At 67.8% G+C, this 21,397-nt stretch carries 17 protein-coding genes; 14 read left to right on the top strand and 3 right to left on the bottom strand.

The genetic code is table 11. The annotated features are described in order from the left end of the window. The first annotated feature begins 12 nt into the window (after positions 1 to 12). The 12 genes from cpaB to KY501_RS00765 all read left to right on the top strand — a co-directional run bounded on the left by cpaB (position 13) and on the right by KY501_RS00765 (position 13,378). Entirely contained in the window at positions 13 to 831 is an 819-nt protein-coding gene (cpaB, locus tag KY501_RS00710) for a Flp pilus assembly protein CpaB (protein ID WP_224360385.1), read from the top strand. A 41-nt stretch (positions 832 to 872) separates the two neighbouring features. Beyond that, positions 873 to 1,718, top strand: a complete 846-nt coding sequence (locus tag KY501_RS00715; RefSeq protein WP_224360386.1) for a type II secretion system F family protein — start codon at positions 873 to 875, stop codon at positions 1,716 to 1,718. A 10-nt stretch (positions 1,719 to 1,728) separates the two neighbouring features. Beyond that, complete coding sequence (locus KY501_RS00720) at positions 1,729 to 2,619, top strand: type II secretion system F family protein (protein WP_224360387.1); 891 nt, start codon at positions 1,729 to 1,731, stop codon at positions 2,617 to 2,619. A gap of 20 nt (positions 2,620 to 2,639) precedes the next feature. After that, on the top strand, positions 2,640 to 4,232 hold the full coding sequence (locus tag KY501_RS00725) for an FHA domain-containing protein (RefSeq protein ID WP_224361051.1): 1,593 nt from the start codon (positions 2,640 to 2,642) through the stop codon (positions 4,230 to 4,232). Positions 4,233 to 4,263: 31 nt separating this feature from the next. Beyond that, on the top strand, positions 4,264 to 6,003 hold the full coding sequence (locus KY501_RS00730; RefSeq protein ID WP_224360388.1) for an FHA domain-containing protein: 1,740 nt from the start codon (positions 4,264 to 4,266) through the stop codon (positions 6,001 to 6,003). Next, a complete protein-coding gene (gene xseA, locus KY501_RS00735) occupies positions 6,000 to 7,763 on the top strand; it encodes an exodeoxyribonuclease VII large subunit (protein WP_224360389.1) in 1,764 nt (587 codons plus the stop codon). The genes KY501_RS00730 and xseA overlap by 4 nt, the downstream gene beginning before the upstream one ends. An 84-nt stretch (positions 7,764 to 7,847) precedes the next feature. Next, a complete protein-coding gene (locus KY501_RS53590) occupies positions 7,848 to 8,174 on the top strand; it encodes an exodeoxyribonuclease VII small subunit (protein ID WP_224360390.1) in 327 nt (108 codons plus the stop codon). A gap of 23 nt (positions 8,175 to 8,197) precedes the next feature. Next, on the top strand, positions 8,198 to 8,587 hold the full coding sequence (locus KY501_RS00745) for a response regulator (protein WP_224360391.1): 390 nt from the start codon (positions 8,198 to 8,200) through the stop codon (positions 8,585 to 8,587). A 4-nt stretch (positions 8,588 to 8,591) separates the two neighbouring features. Then, the gene (locus KY501_RS00750) at positions 8,592 to 9,485 is read left to right on the top strand and encodes a polyprenyl synthetase family protein (protein ID WP_224360392.1); all 894 of its coding nucleotides are present in this window, start codon (positions 8,592 to 8,594) and stop codon (positions 9,483 to 9,485) included. After that, the gene (locus KY501_RS00755; RefSeq protein ID WP_224360393.1) at positions 9,482 to 11,230 is read left to right on the top strand and encodes a 1-deoxy-D-xylulose-5-phosphate synthase; all 1,749 of its coding nucleotides are present in this window, start codon (positions 9,482 to 9,484) and stop codon (positions 11,228 to 11,230) included. Before KY501_RS00750 ends, KY501_RS00755 begins: the two co-directional genes overlap by 4 nt. Further along, positions 11,227 to 11,967, top strand: coding sequence for a TlyA family RNA methyltransferase (locus KY501_RS00760; RefSeq protein ID WP_224360394.1), 741 nt, complete (start codon positions 11,227 to 11,229; stop codon positions 11,965 to 11,967). The genes KY501_RS00755 and KY501_RS00760 overlap by 4 nt, the downstream gene beginning before the upstream one ends. 193 nt (positions 11,968 to 12,160) lie before the next feature. Beyond that, complete coding sequence (locus tag KY501_RS00765) at positions 12,161 to 13,378, top strand: BMP family lipoprotein (protein ID WP_224360395.1); 1,218 nt, start codon at positions 12,161 to 12,163, stop codon at positions 13,376 to 13,378. Between the two features lie 25 nt (positions 13,379 to 13,403). Here KY501_RS00765 and KY501_RS00770 read toward each other — a convergent pair whose 3' ends face one another. After that, positions 13,404 to 14,000, bottom strand: coding sequence for a TetR/AcrR family transcriptional regulator (locus KY501_RS00770; RefSeq protein ID WP_224360396.1), 597 nt, complete (start codon positions 13,998 to 14,000; stop codon positions 13,404 to 13,406). 189 nt (positions 14,001 to 14,189) lie between these two features. On the opposite strand from KY501_RS00770, the gene KY501_RS00775 reads away from it, so the two are divergent. Next, a complete protein-coding gene (locus KY501_RS00775) occupies positions 14,190 to 15,482 on the top strand; it encodes an alpha/beta hydrolase family protein (RefSeq protein ID WP_224360397.1) in 1,293 nt (430 codons plus the stop codon). Positions 15,483 to 15,500: 18 nt separating this feature from the next. Beyond that, positions 15,501 to 16,586 carry a BamA/TamA family outer membrane protein gene (locus KY501_RS00780; protein WP_224360398.1) on the top strand — a complete coding sequence of 362 codons (1,086 nt, stop codon included), beginning with the start codon at positions 15,501 to 15,503 and terminating at the stop codon, positions 16,584 to 16,586. An 11-nt stretch (positions 16,587 to 16,597) separates the two neighbouring features. Here the strand turns inward: KY501_RS00780 and KY501_RS00785 are convergent, their stop codons facing one another. Both KY501_RS00785 and KY501_RS00790 read right to left on the bottom strand, forming a co-directional pair. Further along, a complete protein-coding gene (locus tag KY501_RS00785) occupies positions 16,598 to 19,009 on the bottom strand; it encodes an ABC transporter permease (RefSeq protein WP_224360399.1) in 2,412 nt (803 codons plus the stop codon). 100 nt (positions 19,010 to 19,109) lie between these two features. Then, positions 19,110 to 21,353: a protein kinase domain-containing protein gene (locus KY501_RS00790; RefSeq protein WP_224360400.1), complete on the bottom strand. Its 2,244-nt coding sequence runs from the start codon at positions 21,351 to 21,353 to the stop codon at positions 19,110 to 19,112. Positions 21,354 to 21,397: the final 44 nt, after the last annotated feature.

Raw genomic sequence — 21,397 nt, forward strand, 5'->3', positions numbered from 1 at the left:
AGGTCTTGAGCAATGCTGAAGGGTAAGACTCCACTCGTCGTCGCACTGGTACTCGGTTTGCTGGCCGGTGTCGTCGCGTACTCCGCCATCAAGAAGAAGGAAGCGGACGTCCGCCGCGGCTGGAACCTGGTGCCGGTGGTAGTGGCGTCCCAGGACATCCCCGAGGGAACGGTCGTCACCTTCGACATGATTTCCCAGCGCTCGGTGCCGGAGCAGTTCGTCACCTCGTCGGTGGTGAAGCCGGACTCCGCGTCCTACGTCGTGAACCAGAAGGTGCTCGTGCCGCTGCAGGCGGGCGACCCGTTGCTCTGGAGCCAGTTCGAGACCACGAAGGCCGCCGAGCGCCTGTCCACCAAGGTGCAGAAGAAGACGCGCGCCATCACCATCGACGCCAAGTCGGCCACGGCGGTGGGCGGCTGGATCCGGCCCAACGATCACGTGGACGTGATCGGCACCTTCCGCGATCCGCAGACGGACGAGAGCGTCGCCGTCACGCTGCTGCAGAACGTGATCGTGCTGGCCACCGGTAAGATCACCGGTACCACCAACGTGAACCTCATCCCGGAGAACCAGCGCGAGTACGCCAACATCTCGCTGATGGTCATCCCGGAGGAGGCGGAGATCCTGGTGCTCGCGCAGGAGCTGGGCGCGCTCACGCTGTCGCTGCGCAACGATGACGACGTGGACATCATCGAGGAGCGCGGCCGCGCGACGATCAGCACGCTGCTGTCCGGCGAGCGCACCCGCGTGCTGGAGAAGAAGCGCGCGGAGATCATCCAGATCATCAAGGGCAACTCGGCCGAGAAGACCGCGTCCCCGGGGTCGCCGTAAGGCGCCTCGTCTGAGCAAAGCCCCCCAGGGAGCCTCAGCGCATGCTGCCAGGAATAGTCCTACTCCTCGTCACCGGCTCGGTCTTCTTCTTCAGCCTGGTGATCTTCACCGTGCTCGCGAAGGCGTACGAGCAATACCAGGAGCGCTACGTCGCCAAGTCGATGAACGACTTGAGCGACATGTTCCTGTTCATCGACCCGCGGCAGATGTTGGTCCTCAACATCGCGTCGATGTGCCTTCTGGGCATCCTCAGCTACATCATCTTCAACCCCATCCTCTGCGTGGGCGCCACGATCTTCGGCTTCTTCCTGCCGATGCTCCTGGTGAAGTACTACCGCAAGCGCCGCATCAAGAAGTTCAACGTGCAGCTGGTGGACGCGCTTCAGGCCATGGCCAACGCGTTCAAGGCCGGCCTCACGTTCCCCCAGGCCGTGGAGCACGTGGCCCGGGAGGCGCTGCCGCCGCTGTCCCAGGAGTTCGGCCTCTTCGTGAAGGAGATGAAGCTGGGCGTTCCCATGGAAGAGGCGCTGGTCAACATGGCCAAGCGCGTGGGCAGTGACGACCTGGAGCTGGTGGTGGTGTCCACCAACATCGCGCGCCAGCTGGGCGGCAACATGGCGGAGATGTTCGAGACGATCTCCACCGTGATCCGCGAGCGCTTCCGTCTGGAGGGCAAGATCGACGCGCTCACCTCGCAGGGCAAGCTGCAGGGCTGGATCGTCGCCTCCATGCCGGCGGTGCTCGGCATGGTGCTCAACTCGATGCGTCCCGACCTGATGGAGCCGATGATGAACCATCTGTTCGGCTACATCCTGGTGACCCTGATCGCCATCATGGAGATCCTGGGCATCCTGATCATCCGGCGCATCGTCAACATCGACATCTGAGGAGGCGATCGTGCAAGAAATCATCACCTCGTTCCTGTTGGGTGGTTCGGCACTGTTCGCCGCGGCGGCGGCGGCCTTCCTGGGCGTCGGCATCTACAACAACTTCTTCGAGCGCTTCGTCACCGAGGTCGCCGAGGAGTCCGCCGGTGGTATGCGCGGCATCGGCTCGGTGGCCATCCGCAAGCTGGGCGCCGCGAACCGGCGCATCATGTGGCCTGGCTACGAAGCCAAGATGCGCAAGAACCTGATCAAGGCCGGCGAGCCACAGGCGTACAAGCCTGAGGACATCATGGCCCTGCAGGAGATCGGCTGGGTGGTGGGCCTGCTGATGGGCCTCATCCTCTCCAACGGTCTGGGCCTGAACCTGGTGTGGTCGCTGGCCTTTGCCTTCTTCGGCATGTTCTACCCGCAGATCTGGGTGAACGATCAGGTCAAGAAGCGCCACCTGCTCATCTCTCGCGCGCTGCCGTACAACCTGGACCTGCTCACGCTGTCGGTGGAGGCGGGTCTGGATTTCACGGGCGCGCTCGCCAAGGTGGTGGAGAAGGGCAAGGCCGGTCCGCTCAAGGATGAGCTGGCCCTGGTGCTCAAGCAGCTGAAGATGGGCAAGACGCGTGAAGAGGCCCTCAAGGCCATGATCGCCCGCGTGGACCTTCCGCCGCTCACCACCTTCGTCACCGCGCTCATCCAGGCGGACAAGATGGGTACCAGCTTGGGCAAGGTGCTGCGCATCCAGTCCACGCAGATGCGCATCGACCGCACCCAGCGCGCCGAGAAGCTGGCCGGCGAGGCCCCGGTGAAGATGCTCTTCCCGCTCATCGCCTGCATCTTCCCGACGGTGTTCATGGTGCTCTTCGGGCCCATCGTGTTCCAGTTCATGTTCGGTAACGTCGGAGGCTAGATCTGGGGTTTCGGCTGACCATCGCGAAGGGGCTCCAGGAGGGCAGGGAGATCACCTTCGAGGATGAAGAAATCCGGATAGGTCGCGCCTCCGAGAACGAGCTGGTGCTGCACGACCACGGAGTGTCCCGCCGCCACGCGCGCATCTTCACGCGGGGCGGCAGGCTCTTCCTGGTGGATCTGGGCAGCAGCGCCGGCACGCTCTGCAACGGCAAGGCGCTGGGCAAGGACCGGGAGCACGAGCTTCGCGGCGGCGATCGGCTGGCGATCGGGGCGGTGGAGTTTGTCTTCAGTCCGCTGACGCCTGCGCCCTCGGCCACGCTCCTCGAGACTCCGGCGGTGTCCGTGCGGCCGCGCTCCAGCACCCGCGTCACCCGCGCTCAGACCGAGCAGGAGATGCAGGCCATCGAGCGGGAGGACACGGGCCGCCACCGCATCGCCGCCACCGAGGTGGAGATGCCGGCCGTGGTGGCCGCGCCGGTGGTTGCGCCCACGTCCTCTCCCACGTCGATCATTCCCCAGGCGACGGTGATCAGGCCGTCACCGCTCGCGAAGCTCCCCGAGCCCGACGACGACTCCGAGACCACCGTCACCCAGTCCGCTGAGTCGGCGAGCCGACTTCTCGCACGCGGCGCCTCCGCTCTCGCTTCCAATGCCGCGCTGTCCGCCGCCGAGAAGGCCCGGCTCCGCCGGCAGCGCTCGGGGACGCTCGGCGGGCGGATCGCGAACTGGTGGTCGGAGCTCACTCCCCGCCGGAAGTCCGTCGCCGGAGTCGTGGCGGGGCTCGCCATCGTGGCCCTGGTGGGCGGGCTCGTGACCGCCTTCCTTCCGGAGCGGCGCGCCAGGCCCCGGGGGACGGAGCCCACCGAGCTGGACCTCAACCCGGTCGCGGATTCCTTCGGCCTGGGCCAGGACGTCACCTGGTCCCAGCCGGACCAGAAGCTGTTCCACTTCCAGTTCGCTTCCCCCACGCGCGCTGTGGCAGTCCTCCACTACCAGGCACGGGACATCGCCACGCCGCAGGAGGTGAGCATCAGCCTGAACGGAGCTCCGGTCGCCTGGGTGCCCCCGGACAGCCAGGAGACCGACGAGCGGGAACTCCAGGTGCTGCTCCCGCTGCAGGGACTCCGACGCGACGCGCCCAACGAGCTCATCTTCGACAACGTGCACAACCCGCCGGGGCAGGATCCCTGGCGGATCTGGAACATGTATGTCGAGGTCATCCCCGTGCCCGAGCTGCCAGTCGAGCAGCTGCTCGCCAAGGCCCGTGAGGAGGCAGCCGCGGGCCGCCGCTTCTACGAGCAGAAGGATGTGGGCTCGGAGAACCTGTTCAAGGCCTGGAAGCTGTTCCGCTCGGCGTGGCTCACGCTCGAGGCGCTCGACCAGAAGCCGGACCTGTACAACGAAGTCCTCTTCCAGCTCGCCCAGCTAGCGAGGGAGCTGGACCAGACGTGCCGCCTGCTGATGCTCGATTTTCAACGCAGCCTGCAATTCAGGGATGGCGACAAAGCCCGGGCCACCGTGGAGGAGGTCATGAGGCGCTTCCCTACCACCGAGCATCGCTGCCACAATCTGGCCCTGGAGAAGGCGAATCAGTACGAGCTTCCGCTATAGTTCGTGCTCTCGTAGGAAGCGGTGATTTCCCATGGCGAACCCTCCCCCGGCGCGACGTCGGCCCACATCAACCTCTGGCGGCCCTCCTGGCGGCGGCACGGGACAGCAACGCCCCGTGCGGAAGGCGGGGACCACGGCTCCCGCGGTGCGCTCCGAGCCAATGCCCTTCAGCGGCCCCAAGCTCGTGGTCACCGCAGGCCCCAAGGCGGGTGAAGAGTTCAACCTGGAGGACGCCGAGTACGTCGTCGGCCGCGCGACGGACAACCCCATCTGCATCCAGGACTCCTCCGTGTCGCGCAAGCACATCATGCTGCGCCGCGTGGGCAATGGCTGGACGGTGAGCGATCTGGGCTCGGGCAACGGCACGCTCGTCAACGGAGAGCCCATCACCGACGAGACGGTGATGGCCAATGGTGACGTCATCACCATGGGCGACTCGGAAGTGACGTTCACGGACGTGGCCAATTCGACGATGATGGTGGCCATCACGCCGGGCCCCTCGCGCCCGCGTCCCTCCGGTGGTGTGCCGCAGCGTCCCGGTCGCGGCGCGGAGCGTGTCCGGCCCGGCCGCGCGATGGCGAAGCCGGTGGATCCGGCCGCCCAGAAGAAGAAGAAGATGGTGGTGCTGGCGTCCGCCGCGGTGGTGCTCATGCTCGCCTCGGGCCTGATCGTCCTGCAGATGCGCAAGAAGGCCCAGATGGAAGTCCAGATGGCCCAGCGCATGGTCGAGATCAAGGAGCACGAGCGGCTCGCGGGGATCTTCCAGGACGCCAAGAACCACATCCGTCTGGGCAAGTGGACCGACGCCAAGGCCAAGCTGGAGGAACTCAAGGCGGCCGATCCCGAGTACGGCGGCTTGAAGGATTACCTGGAGCGGGTGGAGAAGGAGATCCCCAACCAGGAGCACGTGGCGGCGGCCGAGACGGCGCTCGCCCAGAAGCAGCTGGGGCAGGCCAAGGCGGAGCTGGACAAGGTCACCCAGGACACGACGATGTTCGAGCAGCTGGGCAAGCTGCGGCGCCAGTTGCAGGACGTCGCGGACGCTCGGACGAAGGAGGCGCGCGTCCTGCTGGACAACAAGTCGCTGGATCAGGCCAAGGCCATCACCGACGACGTGCTGGCGGCCTTCCCCGAGGGCCGCGACGCCAAGCTGATCAACGACGAGGCCGTCCGGAACATCAAGATCCGGGACACGCCGGTGGCGCCGCCGCCGCCGCCGCCCACCGCGCCGCCCTGGGAGCAGGCCGTGGCGCGCTTCGTGGACGCGGACGTGTCCGGCGCGGTGGCGCTGGTCAACAACTGCCTGACGAAGTCGCCCAAGTGCAAGGATCTCCTCAAGGACATCACCGAGTTCAACAACCTCTACAAGAGGATGGAGGATCTGGACGCGAAGGGCCTGGCGCGGCTGCTGGCGCTGGACAAGGACATCACCGGAGCGCGCGGGCCCAGCAAGATGGCGCGCAATGCCGGCACGCGCGCGGCGAACATCTTCTACAAGAGCGCCTCGGCGGCGAAGGCCTCGGGCCAGTGGGCGCGCGCGGTGGAGTACGCGCGGCGCACCCTTCAGGCGGATCCTTCTCACGCGGGTGCCTCCAACATCCTCAACGAGCTGCGCACGAAGGCGAAGGAGGTCTACCTCCAGGCCTATGCCCTCAGGAGCTCCAATCCGGAGGATGCGATCCCGAAGTTCAAGGACGTGATCGCCATGACGCCTTCGGATGATGAGTGGCACGAGAAGGCTCTGAAGCGGTTGGATGAGCTCTCGAAATGAAGCGGCGCCGCAAGGCGGGTGAAGAGCCGCCCGCGGCCACCGTGCAGGGGAACCTGTTCGGCACGGTCGAGCTTGCACCCAAGCCGCTCGCGGTGGTGGCTCCTCCCGAGCCGCCCGCTCCACCTGCGCCTCCTCCAACTCCGGAGAAGGCGTCTCCCGCTGAGCGGCCCGTCGTGGCCGAGCGGCCCGTGGCCATCGCGCAGGATGTGTCGGCGTCGCTGCCGTCCCTCCCGGGTGCGCCAACCCGGCCCGCTCGCACCGTGCTCACGGTGGGTGAGCTCACGCGGCAGCTCAAGGAGACCATCGAGGCGCGCTACCCGCGCGTCTTTGTCCGGGGCGAGGTGTCCGGCTTCCGAGGCGTCAACGCCCGTGGCCACCTGTACTTCACCCTGAAGGATGCCGAGGCCTGCATCGACGCGAAGGTGTGGGCCTCCACCGCGGGCCGGCTGCGCTTCGCCCTGAGGGATGGGCTGGAGGTGGTGGCCGAGGGCAGCGTGGACGTGTACGCGCCGCAGGGTCGCTACAGCCTCATCGTCCAGCGGCTGGAGCCGGTGGGCGAGGGTGCCCGCGCGCTCGCCTTCGAGCAGCTCAAGGAGCGGCTGGCGGCCGAGGGCCTCATCGGCGATCGGCGCGTCCGGCCTCCGCGCCTGCTGCCCTTCCTTCCCCGGCGCATCGGCGTGGTGACGAGCCGCACCGGCGCGGCGCTGCAGGACTTCCTGCGCGTGCTGCACTCGCGCAACCCGCGGCTGAGCGTGTTGCTGTGCGACGCGCGCGTGCAGGGCGAGGGCTCGGCGGACGAGGTGGCGGAGGCCATCGAGCGGCTGGGCCGCACGGACGTGGATGTCATCGTCGTCACGCGCGGCGGTGGCTCGGTGGAGGATCTCTGGACGTTCAACGAGGAGATCGTCGCGCGGGCCATCCACGCCTCGCCCGTGCCGGTGGTCTCGGCCATTGGCCACGAGATCGACTTCACCATCTCGGACTTCGTGGCGGACTGGCGGGCGCCCACGCCCAGCGCGGCGGCGGAGCGGCTGTCTCCGGTGCTGAGCGATCTCGAGCTGACGCTGGCCACCCACGCCTCACGGCTGCGCCATGCGATGAGCCGGCGGCTGGTGGAGCTGCGCGAGCGCCAGGGCAGCCTGGCCGGGCGGCTGGTGGATCCCCGCCGTCGCATGGGGCAGGAGCGGCTGTTCCTCTCCGACAAGCTGGACGAGATGATGCGGACGCTGCGGCCCGCCCTGCGCACGCGCCGGGAAGAGCTGCGAGGGCTGCACGAGCGGCTCCAGCGGGCTCGGCCCCAGGCGCGGCTGGGCGAGCAGCGCTCCCACCTGCTGCGGCTGGCGGCACGGCTCCAGGAGGCGGCGCGCACGAGCATCTCCTCCCGGCGGGCGGAGCTGGCGCGGGGGCAATTGGGGCTGGAGCGAGCCTCTCCGGTCGCCCAGGTGGCGGCCGAGCGGGCGAAGCTCGCGGACAAGAAGGCCCGCCTGGTGACGTTGCAGCGGCAGGTGTTCTCGGAGGCCCAGGGGCGCTTCCAGCGCCTGGAGGCCCGGTTGGATGCCCTGAGTCCATTGAAGGTGCTGTCCCGTGGGTATTCGGTGACCTTCCGGCGGAGGGACGGGGCGGTGGTCCGCACCATCTCCGACGTGCGGCCGGGAGAATTGCTGGGTATCAAACTCGCCACGGGGGGCGCGAAGACGCTGGACGGCTGTGAGGAGATCGAAGCCACCGTGACGGCAGTGAAGGGACCGGTGGACTGCTGACGGAACGGCAGTCCAGGCTGGCTCCCAGCGAGGGCGTCCTTTAGAGTCGCGCGCCCAATCTTCTAGGGGTCGGAGGAGTCGGACGTGTCGAAGTCAGCCAAGGCGGTGGAGCCAGCGCCCGAGCCCTACGGGGACGTGGTGTCGAGGCTGGAAGAGATGGTGGCGAAGCTGGAGAGCGGCTCGCTGTCGCTCGAGGAGTCCCTCAAGGCTTTCGAGGAAGGCATCCGGCTGGTACGCAAGGGAGAGAAGCTGCTCAACGAGGCGGAGCAGCGCATCGAGCAGTTGTTGGTGGATGAGGAGGGGCGGGAGGCGGTGGCGCCGTTGGCGGTGGGGGGGCGGCCGGCGGCTTCGGCGGCGCCTCGGGCGGCTGCGGCGAACAAGGCACCTGTGGAAGAGGACGTTCCGTTCTGACGGGCGCAACGCGCGGGGTCAGCATGGAGAAGCCCAGAATCATCATCGTCGATGACGATCGCGACACGCGCGAGCTGCTCGCCATGGCGCTGGAAACGGAGGGCTTCGAGGTGGCAAGCGCGGCCAATGGCCTGCGGTTGATCTCCTCGCTGCAGCTTCGCCGCCCGCACCTCATCCTCCTGGACGTGAACATGTCCTGGATCGATGGCTTCGAGCTGTGCAAGGCCGTGAAGAAGAACGAGAACTTCCGAGACATCCCCGTCATCTTCGTGAGCGGCCGCGGAGAGCCGGAGGACCGGCGCAAGGGGATAGAGGCCGGCGCGGCCGACTACTTCGTGAAGCCGCTGGATCTCAACCGTTTGCTTGCCCGTATTCGAGAGTTGGTCCCGGCCGTGGCGCCGGAGGAGCACTGAGCCCGTGAGCACCTTCGATCTCAAGTCTTTCCTGGAGGCGCAGCAGGCCCGGGTGGAGGCCCTGCTGCACGCGCGCTCGGCCCGCCTGGAGCCCTCGGGCACGCCGTCCATGCTGGCCGAGGCCATGCGCTACTCGCTGATGGCGGGAGGCAAGCGGCTGCGGCCCGTGCTGTGCCTGTCCTTCGCGGACGCGATTGCCCAGCAGAGCACCGCGCTGCGCGCCGCGGAGGATGCGGCGTGCGCGCTCGAGTACATCCACACGTACTCGCTCGTTCATGACGACCTGCCGTCCATGGACAACGACGACTTGCGCCGGGGCCGGCCCACCTCGCACAAGGTGTATGGCGAGGCGATGGCGATTCTCGCCGGGGACGCGCTGCTCACGGAGGCGTTCGGACTGCTGGCCTCGGGGCCCGAGCCGGTGCGGGTGGCGCTCTGTCGCGAGCTGGCCATGGCGTCGGGTTCTTCGGGCATGGTGGGCGGGCAGGTGCTGGACATCGCCGAGGATCGGCCCGCGCAGATGGACTACCTGACGCGCATGCATGGGAAGAAGACGGGGGCGCTCGTTCGCGCCGCGTGCCGCATGGGTGTGCTTGCCGCCGGTGGCAGCGCCGAGGATCTGCGTCGGGCGGACTCCTATGGCGAGGCCGTGGGGCTGGCGTTCCAGATCGCTGACGACATCCTGGATGTGACGGGGGATGCGAAGCTGATGGGCAAGCCGGTGGGCGCGGACGCGGCGGCGGGGCGGTACACGTTCCCCGCGGTGATCGGTCTGGAGGCGTCCTGGGTGCTGGCCGAGCGCATGGTGGCGGACGCGGTGGCGGCGGTGGAGCCCATTGAGGGTCCGGGCGGCCCGCTGTCGGTGCTGGCGCGTTACATGGTGGAGCGGAACTCGTGACGCAATTGCTCCCGGGCATTCATTCGCCCGCGGACCTGAGAGCCCTGCCCGAGTCGGAACTGCCTCGCCTGTGTGAGGAGCTTCGAGAGGAGATCGTCTCCATCTGCGGACGGGTGGGCGGCCACCTGGGCGCCTCGCTCGGAGCGGTGGAATTGGTGGTGGCACTGCACCGGGTGTTCCACTCGCCGCAGGACTCGATCCTCTTCGACGTGGGGCACCAGGCGTACGCGCACAAGCTGCTCACCGGGCGGCGCGAGCGCATGGGCACGTTGCGGCAGGCGGAGGGCATCTCTCCCTTCCTGGATCCGCAGGAGAGCCCTCATGACGCGCTCCTGGCCGGGCACGCGTGCACGGCGGTGTCCGCGGCGCTGGGGATGCTCGAGGGGCGGCGGGTGCTGGGCCGCAAGGGGCACGTGGTAGCGGTGGTGGGGGACGGCGCGCTCACCGGAGGGCTCACGTTCGAGGGGCTCAACAACGCGGGTGGCCCCCGGTTGCCGTTGGTGGTGGTGCTCAACGACAACCAGATGTCCATCTCCGCGAACGTGGGAGCGATCCCCGCGCTGCTGAGGACCCGGGAGGCCCGCGCCTTCTTCGAGGGACTGGGCTTCACCTACCTGGGGCCGGTGGACGGGCATGAGCTGGGCCCGCTGATGGCGGCGCTCCGGGAGGCTCGGGCCTCGTCGCGGCCGGTGGTGGTGCACGCGCTGACGCAGAAGGGGCGCGGCTTCCCTCCCGCCGAGGAGGATACGCAGACGCGCGGCCACGCCATGGGGCCCTACGAGTGGCGTGACGGCAAGCTGGTGCGCTCGCGCAAGGGGCAGCGCACCTTCAGCGAGGCTTTCTCCGCGGCTCTGGAGGAGGCCATGGTGCGGGATCCTCGCGTGGTGGCGGTGACGCCGGCCATGCTGGAGGGCTCCGCGATGGTGGAGCTGAAGGCCCGCTTCCCCGAGCGCGTGTACGACGTGGGCATCGCCGAGCAGCACGCCGTCACCTTCTGCGCGGGGCTGGCCGCCGCGGGGGCTCGGCCCGTGTGCGCCATCTACTCGACGTTCCTCCAGCGCGCGTACGATCAGGTGATCCATGACGTGTGCCTGCCTGGGCTGCCAGTGGTCTTCGCGGTGGACCGCTCAGGCCTGGTGGGCGCGGACGGGGCCACGCACCAGGGCACGTATGACGTCTCCTCGCTGAGGGCGGTGCCGGGATTGGGGCTGATGGCGCCCGTGGTGGGCGAGGACATTCCCGCCATGCTGGCCACGGCGCTGGAGGCCTCGGGCCCGACCGTCATCCGGTTCCCTCGAGGCACGCTACCCTCCGTGCCGCCAGAACTTCAGCCGCAGGTGGGGTCCGTTCAAGGGGCTCGTTGGCTGTGGAGGGCGGAGGCTCCGCACCTCACGTTGGTGACGCTCGGGCCGCTCGGGCTCAGCGCGCTGGCCGCCGCGAAGACGGAGACGGGGTGGAGCGTGCTGGACGCACGCTGTGTGAGTCCGCTGGACGAGTCGGCCCTGCTCAAGGCTGCGGACAGCGGGCACGTGGTGGTGGTGGAGGAGGGAACGACGCGTGGAGGCCTGGGAAGCGCGGTGCTGGAGCTGTACGCCGCGCACGGGCGCTCGCCGCGAGTGAAGCTGATGGGCATGCCGGACACGTTCGTTCCGCATGGGGATGCGCGCGTGCAGCGGTCGCAGCTGGGGCTGGATGCCGAGGGGCTGCGGCGTGCGGGCCATGAGCTGCTGGGAGCGAAGCGGTGAAGTCGAGCAAGGAGCGCTTGGACGTGCTCGTGGTGGAGCGCGGGCTGGCCGAGTCTCGCACCAAGGCCCAGGCGCTCATCCTGGCGGGCCAGGTGGTGGTGGACGACCAGCGGGTGGACAAGCCCGGCGCGCAGGTGCCCGTGGACTCGGAGCTGCGGCTCAAGGGTGAGGTGCTGCCCTATGTGTCTCGCGGTGGGCTCAAGCTCAAGGGAGCCATCGACCGCTTCGGGCTGGACGTGCGAGGGCGGGTGGGCGCGGACATTGGCGCGAGCACGGGCGGCTTCACCGATTGCCTCCTGCAAGAGGGCGCCGTCCGGGTGCATGCGATCGACGTGGGCTACGGCCAGCTCCACGAGAAGCTGCGGAAGGACCCACGGGTGCGCTCGCGCGAGCGCGTCAACGCGCGCTACCTCACCGAGGAGGATCTCCCGGAGAAGGTGGGCGTGGTGGTCATCGACGTGAGCTTTATTTCCCTGACCCAGGTGCTCCCGGCCGTCCTGCCGTTCCTGGATCCTGGTGGGCTGCTGGTGGCGCTGGTGAAGCCGCAGTTCGAGGTAGGGCGGGAGCGGATCGGCAAGGGCGGCGTGGTGCGGGATGCCGCCGCTCGGCAAGAGGCCATCGATGCGGTGGTGGCCTTTGCCCGAGAGCAGGGGCTCACCGTGCGCGGACTGATGGACTCGACGGTCCCCGGACCGGCCGGCAACGTGGAGGCACTGCTGGTCGCCGAGAAGCCGTGAACGGCCGGTGTCCCTCCGTCGGGCGCGCTTGTTCCAAACCTGTCTGACAGTTGGACAGGTTCGGACGAACCGCGCCCGGCAGGGCCTCCTGTTCTCAGGAGGGGTGTAAGAGTTCGGGCGCACAGGTGAAGGACTCCTTCTCCGCGCACGTCCCTCTTCAGGGCTCCGCTGAATGGGATTAGAGAGGGAAGACATGACCGCTCGGCACGTCCCCCTGTCCCTGGTTGTGGTCGTCTTGTCCCTGGTCCTGGCCTGCAAGAGCCACAAGGAGGAGCCTCCTGCCGCGGCGAAGGCACCTCCGGCAGCGGCGCCAGCGACGGGAACAACCTCGGCTCCGGCCGCCGAGAAGCCGAGGATCGGACTCGTGCTGGGGCTGGGCGGGCGAGGGGACCAGTCCTTCAACGACTCGGCACTGCGTGGTCTGGAACTCTGGGGCGCGGGCCTGAAGTACGAGCAGACCTCCTATAAAGAGGCGTCGCCCGAGGAGCTCCAGGCTTCACTGGGGTCGGAGCTGGCACGGCACGAGCCGCCCATCACTCCGCTGGGCATTACCCCCACCATCGTGCAGAGCCGGGTGGCGGAGGACTACGAGCCCAACCTGCAGCTCATGGTGGATCAGAAGGTGGACCTCACCGTCGCCGTGGGCTTCATGCTGGAGAACGCGGTGGAGACGGTGGCCCTGCGCAACCCGAACCAGCAGTTCCTCTTCGTCGACAGCCCGCTGCTCAACGCCCAGAACGAGCCGTACTCGCTGCCCAACGTGCGCGCGGTCATCTATCGCGCCGAGGAGGGCTGCTACCTGGCCGGAGCACTGGCGGGCCTGGCGACGAAGAACGGACGGATTGGCTTCGTGGGCGGCATGGAGATCCCGCTCGTGAAGCAGTACGAGGCCGGCTTCCGCGCTGGCGTGGCCGCGACCAATCCCAAGGCCACGATCCTCTCCAACTACACCGGGAGCTTCACGAACTTCGCCCTCGGCAAGCAGGTGGGGCAGGACCTGCTGGCCAAGAACACGGACGTCATCTTCGCCGCCGCCGGAGTGGACGGGCTCGGCGCCATCCAGGCCGTCAAGGAGGCGAGTGATGCGGGCAAGGCCGTCTTCGTCATCGGCGTGGACTCGGATCAGTTCCACCTGGCTCCGAAGGCGATGCTGACGACCGTGCTGAAGCGGGTGGACCTGACCATCTACGAGGGCGTGCGTGATCGGCTCCAAGGCCGCTTCCAGGGAGGGCTCGTGGCGCTGGGAGTCAAGGAGGGAGGCATTGCCCTGGCTCCGGTCCGGCTGGACTTCCCCGGCAAGGAGGAGGCGCTGCGGAAGGTGGACGCCTTGAAGGCCCGGCTCATCGCGGGAGAGATCCAGATCCCCAAGGACCCGCGCCAGGTCCAGGCGGCCGATACGAAGAGCCCTTGAGGCAGCAGAGGCTCCTCCTCCTTCACTATCGATCGAGCACCTTCAGGATCTGCCGCACCCAGGCACGGCGCTTCTCCTCATGAGCGAAGTCGATGGGCGCGAAGGCTTCGAAGAGGTGGGGCAGCATCCCCGGCAGGAGGATCGTCGACCAGATCTGAGAGAGCGCCATCCGCAACTGCTCGTCTGACAGGTGCGGCGTGGCGGGAGCGATGCGAGGGGCAAGCTCCGTCAGGAACGCGGTGAGCCGCTTCACCGCCGGGCCGTCGTACTTCTGCTTCACGAGTGCGTCGCGCAGATGCGCGTGAGCGATGCGCGGGTATCGCGCCGAGTGTACGAGGTGATCCTCGAGCACCTTCTCGAGGGCAGCCTTCACCTCGAGCCCACTCTCGCGCAGCTTGTCGAAGTCGCCGAGCAGCGCTCCGAACGCTTGATCGAGCGTGCTCTCCAGCACCCGCGCGATCAGGTCTTCCTTGCTCCCGAAGTAGTAGTTGATGGCGGCGCTGTTCACGCCGGCCTCGCGCGCGATCTCCCGGATCCCCGTGGCCTCCAGACCCTCGCGCTCGATGCACGCAATCGCTGCCTCCAGGATCCGGCCACGGACCTGTGGGTTCTTCTCTGCCATGTCACTCAAATCCCTATAACTGCTGAGGTTTCACCCATGCCTTGACCCGGCAAAGGTTTTTGATCTACTGATTTAATCAGTTGATTGAAACGGCGGAGTAAATCCATGGGTTCAAGCAGGAGTGAGACTAGCGCGGATCGCCTTACACCCGAACGGCTCTCGCGGCGCGGGGCACTCGGTGGGGCGGGGTTGTTCCTGGGAGGTGCACTCGCGGCGCTGGGCGGACAGCGAGCCTTCGCCCGCCCGCCGAAGGAGGTTCCGGGCATCAAGCCACGCAGTGATGCCTGGTACGACCTGAACTTCACCGGCGACGGGCTGATGGACAACCAGTTGCTGTGGTTCCTCGGCCACGCCTCGACGGGCACGAGCGACATCGGCGAGTGCCTCGAGACGGCGAAGCGGATCCAGGCCGGCGAGGAGAAGAGCTGGTTCGACGCGTGGCTGGCAACGGCGGAGCGAGTTCACCGGGTCGCGGATCAAGCTCAGGCGCGAGGGCATGTGCTGAGCGCGGGGGAGACCTACGCGCGCGCGGCCAACTACTACCGGGCGGCGACGATGCACTACACCGACCGGGGCGATCCTCGGCTCCTGGAGGCCACGCATCGGGCCTCGGCCACCTTCGAACGGGCCAATGCGCTGCTGAACTACCCGGCCCAGCCGATCGAGATTCCTTACGAAGGCAGCTCTCTGCCGGCCTACTTCATCCGCTCGCCGCACGCGAAGCCGTCCGCTCCGGTGCTCCTGATGCATCAGGGGCTGCACGCCTGGCCCGAGGAGACGAAGTGGGTCTACGACGGGGCCTGCAAGCGGGGCTACCACGCGCTCATCTTTCACGGGCCAGGACAGGGCAGGTCGCTGCGTGAGAAGGGGCTGACCTTCCGCCCGGACTGGGAGCGCGCGGTGAGCCCGGTGGTCGATGTCGCGGAGCGGATCGCGGGAGTCGATCCCAAGCGGATCCTCCTCATGGGCCTGTCCTTCGGAGGCGCGCTGGCTCCGCGTGCGGCGGCGTTCGATCAGCGGATCGCGCTGTGCATCGCGAACCCGGGAGTCCTGAGTTGGTGGGAGGCAACGTGCGCCCACTTCGAGCGCTTCCTACCGGGAGTCCTCTCCCTGCTGCGCTCGCAGCCGGAGCTGTTCGATCGGGCGATCCACCGGCTCGCGGATGGGTGGCCAACGGCGGCGTACTGGCTGCGAGACGTGCAGTGGAAGCACGGAGCAGGCTCTCCGTCACAGGTCTTCCAGAAGCTCTCCGAGTTCGACAACACGCCCATCATCGAGAAGATCTCCTGCCCCGTGCTGATCATGGAGGGCACCGCGGAGGATGCGAGCCCCGGGCAGTCCCAGAAGTTGTACGACGCGCTGAAGGGGCCGAAGCACCTCATGATGTTCACGGAGGAGGAGGCCGCGCCCTTGCACTGCCAGGCGGGATCGGTCGCGCTCGCGGCACAGCGGTTGTTCGACTGGCTCGACGAGAACGTCTGAGTGGAGAGGGAGCGTGACATGAGGGGAACGATCGTCACCGTCCTGCTCCTATGCGCCGTCGCATGGGCCGAGGAGCCGGCGCTGGAGAGGCAGGAAGAGGGGAGTGGCCGGCTGGGCGTGGTGCCCTTCGCGCTCCCTGCGTATCAACCGGAGACGAGCTGGCTGCTCGGGGGCGCGGCCGCGCTCGTGTACCAGCCGCCGGAGCACAGCGGGCGCCGTGAGTCACAGGTCCTCCTGGCGGGTGCGGCCAGCCTGCGCAAGCAGTTCTCGATCATTCTCTCGTCCGACGTGTACGCCCTGGATGACCGGTTGCACCTGGGAGGGACGCTCAGCGCGGCCAAGTTCCCGGATCGGTTCTTCGGAGTGGGGAGCGAGACCCGGGCGGAGGCGGAGGAGCCCTACACCCCGACCTACTACGAGCTCGAGTTCAGCCCGAAGTGGCGGGTGCTTCCCTCGTTGTACGTGGGGCCGAGTGGCCGCCTCCAGGTCGCGGAGATTGACGGCCGAGTTCAGGGAGGACAGCTCGATCAGGGCGGCGTGACCGGAGCTCGTGGAGGAACGACGGTTCAGCTGGGCGTCTCGGCGCTCTGGGACACGCGGGACAGCACGCTGTACCCGCGGAGCGGCGCGCTGATTCGAGTGCAGGCGCGCATGGCCCTGCCAGCGTGGGGTTCGACCACGGAGTTCAACGTGGTGCGCATCGACGGCCGAAGCTACTGGACGATGCCCTACGCCCAGCACGTCGTCGCCCTGCACGCGCTCGTCGAGCTGCGAAGCGGTGAGCCGCCCTTCTACGACACGGGGAAGCTCGGCAGCAGCGAGATGATGCGTGGTTACTTCGAGGGCCGCTTCCGAGACAGGCAGCACCTGGCCCTGCAGGCCGAATACCGCAGTCCCCTGTTCTGGCGCGTGGGAGGGGTGGTGTTCGCCTCGGTCGGCAACGTGGGGCGGAGCCTGGATGGGGCGATGCTGTCGAACCTCAAGCCTGCGGCGGGTGCGGGCTTGCGGTTGGCGCCCATGGCCGACGTGCCGGTGAACCTCCGGCTCGATGTCGCGTACGGCAGCGAGCTGTCGTTCTACCTGAACCTCGGCGAGGCCTTTTGATGCCCAGCGGATCACGTGTCCCGCTTGAGCGCTTCGTTCGGAGGCACGCGCATGGCGGCCGTGGCTGGGAGCCAGCTCGCGGCCAGCGCGATGAGCAGCATCATCGCGGGCGCACATACGAAGATGAGCGGATCATATGTGGAGACGCCATAGAGCATCGCGGAGAGGGCCCGTGCCAGGAGCCCCGCGCCCACCAGCCCTGCGACGAGGCCAAAGCCAGTGAGCCGCAGTCCCTGCCCGATGACCCTCCGAAGCAGTCCTGAGGGTGTCGCTCCCAGCGCCAGACGGATCCCCAATTCGCGGGTCTGTTGTGCCACCCAGAAGGCGAGGATTCCGTAGAGGCCGACCGCTGCCAGCACCAGCGCCAGCAGCGCAAAGGCGCCCAGGAGTTCACCCACCACGCGCATCCGGGCGTAGCTGTCCTCCACGATGTTCGCGATCGGGCGTACCCTGACCAGCCGGAGCCGGGAGTCCGCCGCGCGCAGTTGCTGGTGCAGCAGCGGCATGAGCTGACCGGTGGGGAGCTGGGACTTCACGGCGAGACCCAGGGTCCTGCGCATGTCCTGTCCCAGGGGGACGTAGATGTCCCCCGCCGGAGCCACCGAGAGCCGCTCCATGGGCACGTCCCCGACGACGCCGACGATCTCGCGAGGCTCTTCGACGTCCCCATCCACGTTCAGCTGGATCCGGGTCCCGAGCGCACTCCGGCTGGGGAGGTAGCGGCGCACGAAGGCTTCGGTGACGACGACGACGCGGGGGCTGTGCATCGTGTCCAGGGCGCTCGGAAGGCGGCCCTCTTTTAGAGGAATGCCGAGCGCCTTGAAGTAGCCGTCCGTGGCGGGCACATACCCGGCCTGGGCTGTCGTCTCGCTGGAGGCGGCATCGCCCAGGACGCGGAAGTTCGTGGCCTGCCGCCAGATCTCCCCGGAGAAGGGGAGGTTGACGGTGAATCCCGCCGCTGTCACGCCCGGGAGTGCTTCGATCCGGGCAAGGAGATCCCGGGCGACGGTGACCGCCGCCTCCTCGTTGGCGTACTGGTCCACGGGAACGAAGACTTCGCCGACAGTGACACCCTCCGGTTCGAAGCCCAGGGGAACATCCTGGAGCTTCCAGACCGTGCGGAGCATGAGGCCGGTGCCCACCAGCGGCACCAGGGCCAGCGCCAACTGGACGACGACGAGCACGGACCTGGCCACGCCTACCGAGGCACTCCGGGAGCCCCGTGCCACGGGAGCGAGCGCCGCCTGTCCGTCTCCTCGGGTCGCGTGGAGCGCAGGTAGCAACCCCACCAGCACAGCAGTGGCGATCGAGATCAGCCCGGCAGTCACCAGGACGAAGGGCTCGAGGCCAGGACCCGACACGAACTGGGACGGTATGAACGTGTCCATCAGTCCCCGCCCCCACAGTGCGACGAGCAACCCCGCAGCGCCACCGAGCAGTGCTCGGACCAGGTTCTCGATGAGCAGCAGCCGGATCAGCTGCGCCCTGCTCGCGCCCAGGGCGATGCGCACGGCCATCTCGTGCGCACGAGCACTGCCGCGCGCGAGCAGCAGGTTGGTGAGGTTGGCGCACCCGAGCAGCAGCAGCAACCCAGCCACTCCGGTGAGGATCTCCAACTGGGAGGAGGACTGCTCGACCCAGAACTGATGGAGGGGTTCCATGCTCGCCCCGGTGAGCTTCTCTCCGGGAACGCCCTCGGCGCTCAGGGCCAACTGGACCAGCTCGGCCCGGGCCTGCTCGGGAGAGACGTGCGGTTGCAGACGCCCCACGACGCGCAGCGCGCTGGACTGCTCTGTCTTCGGGTCGAGCGCCAGCGGCTTCCAGACATCGATCTCCGGCTCGAACAGAAAGCTGTCGGGGAGGACTCCGACGATCGTGTGGACCTGGTCGTTCAGCAGGACGCTGCGGCCGAGGACCGAGGGATCTCCTCCGTACAGGTGCTGCCAGATCGGATGGGAGAGGACGAGCTCGCGGTCGCGTCCTGGCACTTCGAGGTCCGCCTCCCAGAGCCGTCCCAGGACAGGCTGGACTCCCAACATGGGGAAGAGTCCGGCGGATGCCCGCCCCACCTTGAGCCGCTCATCGGAATCCGTCCCACTCAGAGAGGAGCTCTCCGCTCGAAAGCCCTCGATCCGGGAGAAGCTTCGCGCCTCTGCCCGCCACGCGTTCCAGACAGGCAGGGTGATGCGTATCCGGTCCTTGTGCGGACCTGCTCCCGCGCCAGGCGTGGTGGTCTGGAAGAGCCGAACCAGCTGGGATGCTTCCGGGTACGGCAAGGGCCGCCAGAGCACCTGGTACACGACGCTGAACACGGTCGTGGTCGCACCGATCGACAGCGCAAGGGTGGTCACGACGACGGTGGTGAACGCCTTCTCTCGGAGCGTTGAGCGGAGGGCGAGCCGGACTTCCTGGAAGAGAGACATGCGCAGGTGGGGACAGGCAAGGAGAGTGCCACGACTGGCCCATCATTCCGAGGCCAGTCCGCTGGATGAATCTGCTCGAAATCGGGACTTCCGATCCCATTTACGGACGAGCCTGAACCGAGTCCGAGAGTGCAAAGGCCGCGAGCAGCTCCTCGATCGAAGGGCGCTGGGCTGCTCGTTGCAGGCAAGAATCAATCAACTTCGCGAGGTGCCCGTCGAGGCTCGGACAGAGCGAGCCCAGGGGAGGCGCTGTCTGCTCCAGTCGCTCCACCGGCCGTTCGAGCACGAGCGGTTTCTCGAAGGGGCGCCTGGCACAGAGGAGCTCATAGGCGATGCAGCCGAACGAGAAGATGTCCGAGGCCTTGGACGAGTTCTCCATGCCATCGGCCAGCTCGGGAGCCATGTAGGGCGGGGAGCCGAGGATGCTCCCGGCACGGGTCAACTGTATCTCGTGGGTGGAGCTCTCCTGGGTCATCTCCACGGTGACGCGGCCTCCCGACTCCTCCCGCATCGGGCGTGCGATGCCAAAGTCCACCACCTTCACGACTCCGTCCGAGAGCAGGATGTTGCTCGGCTTCAGGTCGCGGTGGAGCACGCCACCGGAGTGGATCGCCCGCAGCGCCTTGAGGATCTGGGGTAGCAGGGGAAGTGCCCACGCGAGTTCGCCGAAGCGCGAGCGCTGAGACTCCAGATCCCGACCCTCCACGAGCTCCATGGCCAGGAACAGCGCGCCCTGCTCATCGAGATCGATGTCGAGCACTCGCACGACATTGGGATGATCGATGGCCGCCGCGGTCTCGGCCTCCCGCGCGAGCCGGGCGAGCGCCGTGGGATTGCTCACGTAGGAGTTGGCGATGAGCTTGAGCGCCACGCGGCGCTGGTCCGAGAGCCGCTTCGCCGAGAACACCATCCCCATTCCGCCCGTGCCCAGGTGCCGCTCGAGCTCGTAGCGATGGGCGACGATCAGGCCGGGTTTGGGCTCGACGGCCCGAGGTGTCGCGACCAGGAGTGCGTGGAGGGTGCTGGCCAGCGATCGGGAGCGGACCGCCACCTGCACGCGGAGATCCTCGTTGAGCACGGCCATCTCGCGGTTCTGGGAGCTGAGGCGGGAGGACGCATCCTCCAGGCCGCGGCGCATGCGCTGGTTGAGGATCGACAGAAGCGCGGACTGGATGAACAGGAAGCAGCTCCCGCCGAGCGCGTGCGCGCTGAAGCTGCTGTGGATGATCTGGTGCTCGGCGAGGATGTCATGGAGCACGGCGGTGATGAAGATCGCGAGCGCGCCCAGCATCACCGCGGCCAGACGGTTCTTGTCACGGACGGCCTCGAGCACGAGCGACACGGCCAGGCACCCGAGTCCGAACAGCAGGAACGCTTGGAGCGCGTTCCGGCCCGCGGTGAACACCTGGGGTGGGGTGACCACCGCGAGCGCCGCGAACCCCAGGCATACCACCACCGTCATCCGCACGAACCATCTGGGACGGATCGTGAAGATCTCCGACAGGAAGAGGACGAAGAACGCGACGATGCCAGGGAGATCCAGGTACTCCAGCCGCAGGATGAAGAGGCCGAGCTCTGTCTCGGGGTGGACCTCCTCGAAGTAGCGCCAGAGCAGCAGGGTTCGGAACGCCATCGAGAAGCAGAAGAGGCTGAACCAGAGCGGGGCCCGCTCGTCCCGGCGCATGGAGAACAGCGTGAGAAAATGCAGCCCCATCATGAGCAACATGCCGACCAGGACCAGCTCGAGATAGCGCTCGTACTCCCACGCTCGTTCGAGCGCGGGCCGATCTCCCAGCACGGGCAGCAGCCACAGCCCGGCTCGCGCCATCTGGAAGTTGCTGACCTGTAGGATCAGGGTGATCTCGTCCGAGGCATCGATCGGGATGTGCCCCGGGCGCGCGAGCATCCGCGTGGACTCGCGTGTCGTGCCGACGGTGCCGGACTCGAAGATGCTCAAGGTATTGCCACGTGAGTCGAGCACGCGCAGGCGATACGCGCTGTCGGCGGGGCTGGTCGCGAGGAGCAGGTGCTGCGGCTCGGAAGGGAGGAGCACCTTCAGCCGGTAGGTCGCGTAGCCCTCCACGGGGAGCTCGGTGCCGCGCAAGGAGAGCCCGCTCCACGTGAGCGGCGGGACGTAGCCGTCGTGGATTCGCTCGCGCAAGGGCTCGTCCTCGAGCCGCAGCCAATCGAAGGCCCACTCACCGCCAAGGGTCACCGCTCCCTGGCGCTCGAAGTGCCAGCCTCTCAGGTCGACGACTCCCTGCTGTCCCTGGCTGGGAGTCGTCTCGGCTTTACAGGCCCAGTGCACGAGCGCCAGGGCGAGTGCGAGAGAGACCTTTCTCACGAGTTCTTTCCAGGAGGGACCCTGGCGAGAGCGTACTTCAACCC

This window comes from Hyalangium versicolor, assembly GCF_020103695.1.
GTDB lineage: Bacteria > Myxococcota > Myxococcia > Myxococcales > Myxococcaceae > Hyalangium > Hyalangium versicolor.